The 11,012-nt window shown below is 63.9% G+C and carries 7 protein-coding genes; all 7 read right to left on the bottom strand.

What is annotated here, in order from left to right; genetic code table 11:
* Window positions 1–161: 161 nt before the first annotated feature.
* Window positions 162–1,247 (bottom strand): inositol-3-phosphate synthase, encoded by a 1,086-nt coding sequence (locus tag QRN52_RS19785; RefSeq protein WP_284755206.1) that lies wholly within the window; start codon window positions 1,245–1,247, stop codon window positions 162–164.
* Window positions 1,248–1,412: 165 nt separating this feature from the next.
* Window positions 1,413–2,450, bottom strand: coding sequence for an L-glyceraldehyde 3-phosphate reductase (mgrA, locus tag QRN52_RS19780; RefSeq protein WP_284755204.1), 1,038 nt, complete (start codon window positions 2,448–2,450; stop codon window positions 1,413–1,415).
* A 78-nt stretch (window positions 2,451–2,528) separates the two neighbouring features.
* Window positions 2,529–4,292, bottom strand: a complete 1,764-nt coding sequence (gene treZ, locus QRN52_RS19775; protein WP_284755203.1) for a malto-oligosyltrehalose trehalohydrolase — start codon at window positions 4,290–4,292, stop codon at window positions 2,529–2,531.
* Window positions 4,293–4,351: 59 nt separating this feature from the next.
* Window positions 4,352–6,670 (bottom strand): malto-oligosyltrehalose synthase, encoded by a 2,319-nt coding sequence (gene treY / locus QRN52_RS19770; protein WP_284755201.1) that lies wholly within the window; start codon window positions 6,668–6,670, stop codon window positions 4,352–4,354.
* Complete coding sequence (gene glgX / locus QRN52_RS19765; protein ID WP_284755200.1) at window positions 6,667–9,027, bottom strand: glycogen debranching protein GlgX; 2,361 nt, start codon at window positions 9,025–9,027, stop codon at window positions 6,667–6,669. Before glgX ends, treY begins: the two co-directional genes overlap by 4 nt.
* A 74-nt stretch (window positions 9,028–9,101) precedes the next feature.
* Window positions 9,102–10,646 (bottom strand): NAD(P)H-hydrate dehydratase, encoded by a 1,545-nt coding sequence (locus tag QRN52_RS19760; RefSeq protein ID WP_284755199.1) that lies wholly within the window; start codon window positions 10,644–10,646, stop codon window positions 9,102–9,104.
* 14 nt (window positions 10,647–10,660) lie between these two features.
* Window positions 10,661–11,008: a holo-ACP synthase gene (locus QRN52_RS19755; RefSeq protein ID WP_284755198.1), complete on the bottom strand. Its 348-nt coding sequence runs from the start codon at window positions 11,006–11,008 to the stop codon at window positions 10,661–10,663.
* Window positions 11,009–11,012 lie beyond the last annotated feature (4 nt).

Genomic DNA, 11,012 nt, shown 5'->3' with positions numbered 1-11,012 from the left:
CCAAAACACCCCAAAAACCAGCCCAGTGACTCCACACAGCTTGACAACTTTCGCGTCCATCAAAAACCCGACACAAGCGAGCGAGCGTCCGTCGAAAACCCGACGCAAGTGAGCGAGCGTCGGGAGAGAGAAGGAGGGCGGGATGGCAGGAAGGCGCCGGGTTAGCGCTCCACGTCGCCGCGAATGAAGGCTTCGACCTTTTCGCGGGCGATGTCGTCGTTGAACTGCTCCGGCGGGGACTTCATGAAGTAGCTGGAAGCCGAAAGCAGCGGGCCTCCGATGCCGCGGTCCAGGCCGATCTTGGCGGCGCGGATGGCGTCGATGATCACGCCGGCAGAGTTCGGGGAGTCCCAGACCTCGAGCTTGTACTCGAGCGAAACCGGGGCATCGCCGAAGTTGCGGCCTTCGAGGCGAACGAACGCCCACTTGCGGTCATCGAGCCAGGCGACGTAGTCGGAGGGGCCAATGTGGACGTCGTCGGCGTGCAGGACGGCCTCGACGTTGGAGGTCACGGCCTGGGTCTTGGAGATCTTCTTGGACTCCAGACGGTCGCGCTCGAGCATGTTCTTGAAGTCCATGTTGCCACCGACGTTCAGCTGGTACGTGCGGTCCAGGGTGACGCCGCGGTCTTCGAAGAGCTTGGCCATGACGCGGTGCGTGATGGTGGCTCCGATCTGGCTCTTGATGTCATCGCCGACGATCGGCACACCAGCGGCGGTGAACTTGTCGGCCCATTCCTTGGTACCCGCAATGAAGACCGGCAGGGCGTTGACGAAGGCAACACCGGCGTCGATCGCGCACTGGGCGTAGAAGTGCGCGGCTTCCTCGGAACCAACGGGCAGGTAGCAGACCATGACGTCGGCCTTGGCTTCGCGCAGTGCGGCGACGATGTCCACTGCCTCTTCCGAAGCCTCGATGATGGTTTCGCGGTAGTACTTGCCCAGGCCGTCCAGGGTGTGGCCGCGCTGCACGGTCACGCCAGTGGAAGGGACATCGGCGATCTTGATGGTGTTGTTCTCGCTGGCGCCGATGGCGTCAGCGAGGTCGAGGCCGACCTTCTTGCTGTCGACGTCGAACGCAGCGACGAACTGGACGTCGTTGACGTGGTACTTGCCGAACTCAACATGCATCAGACCCGGAATCGTGGCCTGGGGGTCGGCATCGCGATAGTAGTGGACACCTTGGACCAGCGAAGCGGCGCAGTTACCTACGCCGACAATGGCGACACGAATCGGATGTGAAGACACGGAACTCCTTTGAGAACTAACCTCAGGTGCCTAGCGCGTCGGTACCTGAATGTACGACGGCGTCTTAAAGGCACAGCGCCATTCGGCGCTCTTTGCATTGTAGCCAACCCGAACGGGGCCGGCTTTGTTCCCGGCCGGCCCCGCACCTGTGTTAAGTTTCCGAATCTACTTCTGCCCCCACAAATTGATGTCGGATTCGACGGCGAACTCGTCAATCGCTGTCAGTTCCTCTGACGTGAAGCCGAGGTTGTTGATCGCGGACACGGTGTCCTCCAGCTGCGCGACGCTTGACGCGCCCACCAAGGCCGAGGTCACAGGCGAACCCTTGGGCTGATCGCGCAGGATCCAGGCGATAGCCATCTGGGCGAGGGTCTGGCCGCGTCCTTCGGCAATGGCGTTCAAACCACGCACCCGGCTCAGCTTTTCCTCGGTCAACGCTGATTCGGACAAGAACCGCTCCTTGGCGGCGCGGGAATCCGCGGGGATTCCATTCAGGTACCGGTTGGTGAGCATCCCCTGTGCCAGCGGGGAGAAAGCGATGGATCCTGCTCCCACCTGGTCAAGCGTTTCGTAGAGGTTGGGCGAACCGTTCTCTGTCCAGCGGTTGAGCATGGAATAGCTGGGCTGGTGGATGAGCAGCGGCGTGCCCATCTCCTTGAGGATCCGGGCTGCCTCGAGGGTCTGATCGGGGGTGTAGGACGAGATTCCGGCGTAGAGCGCTTTGCCCGAACGGACGGCATAGTCCAGGGCGCCCATGGTTTCTTCCAGCGGGGTTTCGGGGTCGGGGCGGTGGCTGTAGAAGATGTCTACGTAGTCAAGTCCCATGCGCTGGAGCGACTGGTCAAGGCTGGAGAGTAGGTACTTGCGGGAGCCCCACTCTCCATAGGGACCGGGCCACATGTAGTAGCCGGCCTTGGTGGAAATGACGAGTTCGTCGCGGTACGGCCTGAAATCGTCCTTCAGGTGGCGGCCGAAGTTCGTTTCAGCGGAACCGTCCGGCGGACCATAGTTGTTGGCGAGGTCGAAGTGGTTGACCCCAAGATCGAAAGCCCGGCGCAGGATGGCCCGCTGTTCCTCGAAACGCTTGTCGTCGCCGAAGTTGTGCCACAGTCCCAGCGAGATCGCGGGAAGTTTGAGGCCGCTGCGTCCGACGCGGCGGTAGGGCATGGTTTCATAGCGGTTCTCCGCAGCCGAATAAGTCATACCTACCATCCTGCCACCGCCTTCGAGGCTCAAAGGCCGATGTCCGTCATGTGGTCGAGGTCACTGTTAAGGGAACAGTCACTTAAGGCGCACGACGGCGGCGCTCTCCCCCGGGAGGGTCAGCTTTCCATTCCCGACGGCGGCCGCGGAGTCCGTGGCGAGCAAGACTTCGCCATCCATGGCCTTCGTCAGCGTCAGCGTCAGGTCACCAAAGTTGCAGGCAACCATCACAGCGCCCCGGCTAAGAACCAGCCATTTGTCCTCTTCGCTGAAGTCGACGTGGGTGTCAGTGAATCCGCCGCCCGCAAGCTCCGGCGTCGAGCGCCTGAGGTTCGCCAGCGCCCGGTAAAGTTCCAGCAATCGGGCGTGATCGCCGTCGTGCGCTTCCTCCCAATTGAGCTTGGAGCGTTCAAACGTCTCCGGGTCCTGGGGGTTGGGCACCAATGCCGGGTCCCAGCCCATCCGTTCGAATTCCTTGAGCCTGCCCTTTGCGGTGGCCTCGGCCAACCATTCCTCGGGATGCGATGTGAAGAACTGCCAGGGAGTGGACGCGCCGAATTCTTCTCCCATGAAGAGCATCGGAGTGAACGGCGACGTCATGGTCAGCACCGCGGCCAGCGCCAACCTGCCGTAAGACAGGCTCGCACTCAGTCGGTCACCGGCGGCGCGGTTGCCGATTTGATCGTGGTTTTGGTTGCAGACCACCAAAGCGGCAGGATGAACCAGCCCCGGGCGAATGGGGCGGCCATGATGCCTGCCACGAAAGCTTGAGTAGCTCCCGTCGTGGAAGAAACCGTGCTCAAGCACCTTAGCCAATGCGCCCAAGGAGTCGAAGTCCGAATAGTAGCCGGCTGTTTCGCCGGTGAGGTTCACGTGCACGGCGTGGTGGAAGTCGTCACTCCACTGCCCTTCCAGGCCATAGCCGTTGGTGTCCCGACGGTAGATCAGGCGCGGATTGTTCAGGTCCGATTCCGCAATCAACGTCTTGGGGACGCCTGTTTCGGCTTCGATGCCATCTGCAAGGCTTGCCAGGTCTTCAAGGATATGGACGGCACGCTCATCGCGAAGGGCGTGCACGGCGTCGAGGCGCAGCCCGTCCACGTGGAAGTCGCTCAACCACATAGCTGCGTTGTCCAGGATGTATTGACGGACTTCATCGGAACCGGGGCCATCCAGGTTCACTGAGTCGCCCCACGTGTTTCCTTCGCCGGACTTCAGGTAGGGGCCGAATTTCGGCAGGTAGTTCCCGCTGGGTCCCAGATGGTTGTAGACCACATCCTGGATCACACCGAGTCCGGCAGCATGCGCGGCATCCACGAATCGCTGATAAGCCTCCGGTCCGCCGTAGGCCTCGTGGACTGCGAACCACAGCGCGCCGTCGTAGCCCCAGTTGTGGGGGCCGTTGAACGCATTGACCGGCAGGAGCTCCACGAAGTCGATTCCCAGTTCAACGAGGTAATCCAGCTTTCCCACGGCCGCGTCCAGTGTGCCTTCCGGTGTGAAGGTCCCGAGGTGAAGCTCATAGATGACCGCGCCGCCGAGCCCGCGCCCTTCCCAGTCCGAATCGTTCCAGGCATACGACGAGGCGTCGAATGTGCGGGAAAGGGCATGGACCCCGTCCGGCTGGCGCTGCGACCTCGGATCGGGAAAGGGCCCTTCGCCGTTCACCAGATATCCGTAGTCGGTGCCGGCCGGCCGTGGTACGTCAGCCGTCCACCAGCCGGCGGCGCCGCCGTCGTGCGACCGCATTTCGTGGTGCTGACCCGCCGCGAGCAGGGTGACAGACTCTGCAAACGGGGCCCACACGTCGAACCGTTTCCCGGCGCTGGTCTTCTCGGCCATCGCTCCCCCTCAATCGTCTCGTCCGGGCTTCGTTGGCCCGCCGTCGTTGCTTGCTCTGGCTAGCTAATGGGCACGAGCAAGGCCACCGGATATCGCTGCAGAAGCCTTGCGACGTGAACCTCGCCCGGTGGGTAGCTGTTGCCGGTGAGCTCATCCTGGACCGCGCTCCCAAGACGAATGGAGGTGTCCTGCCACCCGCCGTTTCGCTCAAGCTTCCGCGGGAGCCTCGTGGCCAAAGTGATGGCTCCGCCCCCGGCGGCAGGGGTTCCACGGTCGAAGGCGATCAGATGTTCAGTTGCGGGACCCTCGGCATTGACGGGACTGTAACCACCGAAGAGCTCCGGCCGGTCCCGGCGCAAACGCAATGCCCGGGATGTCAGTAGCAGCTTGGCGAGCTCGTCCCGCGCTTCTGTCCGGACACCGGCGTCGAGGGCTGCGAGGGCGGCCCTCCTCCGTTCGAAGTCGACCGCGCGCCGGTTGTCGGGGTCGGTGAGTGAACGATCCCAAAACTCGGTGCCTTGGTAGACGTCCGGTACGCCCGGCATGGTCAGCTGGACAATCTTTGCCGACAGTGAGTTGGACGTTCCATAAGGGTCCACAAGGGCAACGAACTCTTCGAGGGCGGCCGTCACCTCCGGCACGTCGAAGACGGCGTCGACGGCGGAGGCGAGCTTTGCTTCGAACGCCTCGTTCGGCTCCGTCCAGCTCGTGGAGTTGCCCGCTTCGCGTGCCGCTTTGAGGACGTACCCCTGGAGGCGTTCACGGCTGGCCGGCCAAGCACCGGCGATCGCTTGCCATACGAGGGCTGCGAGTGGCCCGTCGGGAATCGGAGCCAGTTCCTGCATGCGATCCACGAATGCTTCCCATTCGGGGACGGCCTCGGAGATAGCGGAGATCCTGGCCCGGGTGTCTTCGCTGCGCTTGGTGTCGTGCGTGGTCAGTGTGGTCATGGACAGCGGCAGCAGTGCCTGGCGGCGTACCATGCGCTCGTGGAATCCAGCCGTGGACAAGGCGAATTCGGTGGGATCCGCTCCCACTTCAGTCAGCGTGCCAAGGCGCGTGTAACGGAAGAACGCGGTGTCTTCCACGCCCTTGGCCATGACCATGCCGGAGGTCTGCTGGAAGCGGCGGCCGAGTTCACTGCTGGCGTCGAGCAGCAGCGGAAGCAGCTCCTTGAGGACCTGGTCCAGTTCCGGCCTGGTCCGGGCGGCCCGTTCAACGGCGTCAACCAAGGTGTCTTTGCCGTAGGGGAGATAGCTTCGGTAGACGTGAAACGAGGCAATGGTCTCAGCCAGGGCGTCGGCCGCCTTGTGGCGGGGCAGTTCCTGAGACTCGGGGACGAGCCTCGCGAGCCGCAGGATTTCCGAACGCAGGATGCCGTCCGTAATGCGCCGCTTGGTGCCGTGGATCATGGCCTGGTAATCGGCGGGCCCCACGGTGCCCCGGAGCCTGGCATCCAAGGCGTCAAGCTGCGCTTCGGCGTCGGGATCCACGAAAAGGCGATCGACGTCGGCGAGCGCGTCGTAGCCTGTGGTCCCCTCACAGTCGAAGTTCTCCGGAAGTTCCTCCCCTGGCTCGAGGATCTTCTCGACGAGCAGATAGGAACCGACCGTGGTTTCCTTGAGGCGCTCAAGGTACCCGGCAGGGTCCGCGAGCCCGTCCGGGTGATCGATCCTCAGCCCGTCCACAAGCCCGTCTCGGAACCACCGGGCGACCTCCGCGTGGGCTTCCGCGAAGACCCACGGGATTTCGACACGGATCCCGGCCAGTGTATTGACCGCGAAGAAGCGGCGGTAATTCAGTTCGTCGTCAGCCCGGCGCCAGCCGAGCAATTCGTAGTTCTGGCGCGCATGGACGTCCCTGGCGTCGTCACCGGCGAAGTAGCTGCCTTCGGCCAGCGGGAAGCGGTGGTCAAAGTAGCGCAATTCGCCGTCGACCACTTCCAGCTTGTCGACGTCGTCGTCGCTGCCGAGGACCGGGATCCGGAGCCTTCCGCCACCGAAGTCCCAGTCGACGTCGAACGCTTCCGCATAGCGGGAGGTCCTGCCCTCTTTGAGGAGGGACCACCACCAGGCATTTTGCGGAGGCGACGCAACGCCCATGTGGTTCGGGACGATATCCACCAGAACCCCGAGGCCGGCTTCCCGTGCCGCCTTGGAGAGCGCCGCGAGCCCTTCGGCTCCGCCGCGCGAAGCATCAACGGTGGAGGGGTCGGTGACGTCGTAACCGTGGTCCGAGCCCTCCTCCGCCGTCAGGATAGGCGACAGGTACACCCAATCCACTCCGAGCTCGCGTAGATAACCCGTGAGGGCCGCCGCGTCCTGGAGCGTGAACGAAGGCCTGATCTGGAGCCTGTACGTGGAGACGGGTGTCCTCATGATCCCCCGTTCTTGTGGGCGCGTGGCTTTCTGGGCTTCTTCGGCGCAGCGGCAGGCTTGGTTTCGGGGGCAGCCTTCGGCTCCTGAGCGTGGTGCTTTTTCGGTTCGGGTGCGGTTTCCGGTACAACCTGGAGCTTCCGGGTGGACGGTGCCGGTGTGGCCGGCGCAGTCAAGGAAGCCGTTTCGGTGGTGGTTGTCTGCGACAAGGCGGCGAGGGACGCCGCTACGGAATGGTCCGGATCCGTGTCCGGGATGCTGTGTGCCCGCAATACCAAGAGCGATTTGGCCCCAACGCCCAGGACGGATTCCGCCGGCACAGGTTGAGTGTCCGCTCCGCCGCCGGCGGTGTCGATGATGATGTCCCACGCAGGTGCGTATTCGTCCGAGGGCACCTTGAAACCGACTTCGTCGTCGTGGGCGTTGAAGTAGAGCAGGAAGTTGACGTCCGTGATCCGCCGGCCCTGGTTGTCCCGGCCGCGGATGCCGTCACCGTTGAGGAACACGCCGACGGAGCGGCCGAAGCCGCTGTCCCAATCCGACGGCGTCATGGTGGTTCCGTCGACATCGAGCCAGACGATGTCCGGAAGCCTCTCGCCTTCGCCTCGCAGTACCGGGCGTCCGTCGAAGAAGCGGCTGCGCCGGAAGGTGGGATGCTTGGCGCGCAATGCGCTGACCGCGGCCGTGAACTCCACGAGCGGCTGGTCCACGCTCTCCCAGTTGATCCACGTCAGCTCGGAGTCCTGGCAGTAGCCATTGTTGTTGCCCCGCTGGGTGCGGCCGAGCTCGTCACCGTGCAGGAGCATCGGAACACCCTGGGACAGGAGCATCGAGGCGATGAAGTTCCGCTGTTGGCGGGCACGAAGGCCGAGGACCTTCGGGTCCTCGGTGGGGCCCTCCACGCCGCAGTTCCAGGAACGGTTGTGGGATTCGCCGTCGTTGTTGCCTTCGCCGTTCGCCTCGTTGTGTTTCTCGTTGTAGGACACCAGGTCGGCCAAGGTGAAGCCGTCGTGGGCCGTGACGAAGTTGATGGAGGCTACCGGGCGGCGGCCGGAGTGCTCGTAAAGGTCCGCCGATCCGGTCAACCGCGAGGCGAACTCACCCAGCGTGGAGGGCTCGCCGCGCCAGAAGTCACGGACCGTGTCCCGGTACTGGCCGTTCCATTCCGTCCACTGCGGCGGGAAGTTGCCTACTTGGTAGCCACCGGGACCGACGTCCCACGGCTCGGCGATCAGCTTGACCTGGGAGACTACAGGATCCTGCTGGATGAGTTCGAAGAAGGTCGACAACTTGTCCACGTCATAGAACTCACGGGCCAGCGTGGAGGCGAGGTCGAAGCGGAAACCGTCCACGTGCATTTCGGTGACCCAGTAGCGCAGGGAATCCATGAGCAGCTGCAACGAGTGAGGGCTGCGCACATTCAGCGAGTTCCCGGTACCCGTGTAGTCCATGTAGTGCTTCTCGTCACCGTCCATCAGACGGTAATACGCGGCGTTGTCGATCCCCTTGAAGGACAATGTGGGGCCCAAGTGGTTGCCCTCGGCTGTGTGGTTGTACACGACGTCGAGGATGACCTCGATGCCTGCCGTGTGCAACGCCCTGACCATGGCCTTGAAGTCCTGGACCTGCTGGCCGGTATCGCCTTTGGAGCTGTAGCTGTTGTGCGGGGCGAAGAACCCGATGGTGTTGTAGCCCCAGTAGTTGTTCAGCCCCCTGTCCTGCAGGATGCCGTCGTTCGTGAACTGGTGCACCGGCATGAGCTCGATAGCCGTCACCCCGAGCTTCTGCAGATGGGAAATCACGGCCGGGTGGGCCACGCCGGCATACGTGCCGCGCTGCTCTTCCGGAACCTCAGGGTGGAGCTGGGTCAGGCCCTTGACGTGGGCCTCGTAGATCACGGACCGGTGATACGGGATCCGCAGCAACTGGTCCCCTGCCCAGTCGAAGAACGGATTGATGACCACGCCCATCATCATGTGGGGTGCGGAGTCCTTGTCATTGCGGGAGTCCGGATCCCCCATGTTGTAAGAGAAAAGCGCCGGATCCCAGTCGATCTGCCGGTGGATGGCCTTCGCGTAAGGATCCAGGAGAAGCTTGTTCGGGTTGAAGCGCTGCCCGGAGGCAGGGTCATAGAGACCGTGCACGCGGTAGCCATACTTCTGTCCGGGCTGGACGTGGGGAAGGTAGCAATGCCATACATACCCGTCCACTTCGCTGACGGTGTAGGAAATTTCTTCCCCGTCGTCGTCAAAGAGACACAACTCCACCTTTTCCGCCTTCTCGCTGAACAGCGCGAAGTTGGTTCCCGTGCCATCGAAAGTGGCTCCCAACGGGTAAGCGGCTCCTGGCCAAACGTCCATGTGTTCTCCTTCACGTGCCGGATAACTTCCTGCCAGCCTAGCCAGACTATGTGACATTCACGGAACATCCGGGATCATCCGGCGCGATATTCCCTAAGAAATCGGAAGACGCCGGGAACCGCCCCGGCGACATCGGAAGCGGTCAATGGCCCGCCCGCCGAGGCGGCGCTGCCGGCCAATCCGTGGATGCTTGCGCCGACCGCGGCTACCGCAGCCCAGCGCTCTCCAGGGGCGATTCCCAGTCCAGCGAAGGGGCCGTCATCGTCCAGCCCGGACTCCGCGTAAGCAGCAGCCAGAGCACCGATTATCCCGCCAAGGACGTCCCCGCTGCCTGCCGTTGACATCCACGGACATCCATCCGACTGGCTGAAGACCGCCCCGGAAGGGGAAGCAACCACCGTTGTGGCACCTTTGAGCAGGACGACCGCACCGGTGTGCTCGGCCGCGAGCCGGGCGAAGTGCACGGTCCGCGATTCGACGTCCTCCCGTGTCACACGCACTTCTCCTCGGCCAAGAAGGGCCGCGAGCTCCCCCGCGTGCGGGGTCAGGATCCAGTTGGGCGGGCAGCGTTCCGGCAGGAGCTCCAGGGCTCCGGCGTCGACGACGGCGGGCTGGCCGGCGTCGGACGCCGCGGCCAGTACGTCGCGGGCTCGATGGAGTTGTTCGGCCTCGTCCAGGCCAGGACCGAGCAGCCACGCCTGGACCCGGCCGGGCTCGGCTGGCTCCCAGATAGCCTCGGGGGTTCGCGTCAGGACCTGTCGCGCCACGACTTCCGGGCCGAGGTACCGCACCATTCCCGCGCCGGCCTTGGAGGCCGCTTCGACACAGAGCGCCGCGGCCCCGGTGTAACGCTCGGAACCTGCCACTATGCCCAGGACTCCCCGGGTGTACTTGTGGGCCCGCCGCCCCGGGTCCGGCAGAACGGCAGCCAGGTCACGGGCAGAGAAACGGCGGAGGGCAGGTGTCGGAAGAAATTCCTCGATGCCGATAGGTACCAGGATCACCCTGCCAGCACAGCCCTCACCCGGATCGGCCATCAGTCCGGCTTTGACGCCCCCGAAGGCCACGGTCAGCCGCGCCGTCAAGACGGGCCAGTGGACCTCGCCGGTGTCGGCGTCGACTCCGCTGGGGGTATCGCAGGCTACGACCAAATCGGGCTTCAGGTCCTGCAAGGCAGCAATCAATTCCGCGGCGGAACCGCCAAGGCCACCGCGGGCACCCGTACCGAGGATGGCGTCAATGACCACATCGTCGCCTGCAACCAGCACAGCTAGTTCTTCGGCGTTGTCTCCGTCCAAAACATGGACGCGTCCGCCGGCGGACTCGAAGGCCGCGAGGGCGTCAGGATGGGCGGAACCGGCGGTGAGCACCGCCGTCGCGCGCATGCCACGCTTCGCGAGCATTGCCGCGGCGTAGAGACCGTCCCCGCCGTTGTTCCCCTTGCCTGCCAGCACCGTAACGCTCGAGCCGTAAAGGCTGCGGCCTTCCGATCGGAGTTCACGGACGACGGCGTGCGCCAGTCCGTGTGCTGCGCGCTGCATGAGAACAGCGCCTCCCCCGGCATCAAGAAGCGGTTGTTCCGCTGCCCTGATCTGTGTTCCGGTGAAGGCGCTGATCATGGTTGCTTGCGCTGCTAGGCTTCGGCGATGACCATGGCAGTGGCGATTCCGCCGTCGTGGCTCATGGATACGTGCCAGTGCTTCACGCCTTTGGACTCGGCCACTGCCAGCACGGTGCCCTTCACCTTGATGGTGGGACCGTACTGGTCCAAGCCGATCCAGCAGTCCTGCCAGTTCATGCCCGCCGGCGCTCCCAAGACCTTTGCCACAGCTTCCTTGGCCGCGAAACGCGCCGCCAAGGACCGCGTGTTGAGCTCGCGTTCCGCGGGAACGAACAAGCGGTCTCGGAGGCCCGGGGTCCTCTCAAGTTGGCGCCCGAAGCGCTCAATGTCTACGACGTCTACGCCTATGCCAACAATCATGCGG

Origin of the sequence: Arthrobacter sp. efr-133-R2A-120, from assembly GCF_030209835.1 — a bacterium.
GTDB lineage: Bacteria > Actinomycetota > Actinomycetes > Actinomycetales > Micrococcaceae > Arthrobacter.
The sequence above is the reverse complement of the archived record's forward strand: the minus strand, read 5'-3'. Positions and strand labels throughout refer to the sequence as shown.

What these genes read in the sequence shown, in the direction of transcription:
- QRN52_RS19755 (WP_284755198.1), bottom strand. Translation starts at nt 11,008, where the DNA reads ATGATTGTTGGCATAGGCGTAGACGTCGTAGACATTGAGCGCTTCGGG.
- mgrA (WP_284755204.1), bottom strand. Translation starts at nt 2,450, where the DNA reads ATGACTTATTCGGCTGCGGAGAACCGCTATGAAACCATGCCCTACCGC.
- glgX (WP_284755200.1), bottom strand. Translation starts at nt 9,027, where the DNA reads ATGGACGTTTGGCCAGGAGCCGCTTACCCGTTGGGAGCCACTTTCGAT.
- treZ (WP_284755203.1), bottom strand. Translation starts at nt 4,292, where the DNA reads ATGGCCGAGAAGACCAGCGCCGGGAAACGGTTCGACGTGTGGGCCCCG.
- treY (WP_284755201.1), bottom strand. Translation starts at nt 6,670, where the DNA reads ATGAGGACACCCGTCTCCACGTACAGGCTCCAGATCAGGCCTTCGTTC.
- QRN52_RS19760 (WP_284755199.1), bottom strand. Translation starts at nt 10,646, where the DNA reads ATGATCAGCGCCTTCACCGGAACACAGATCAGGGCAGCGGAACAACCG.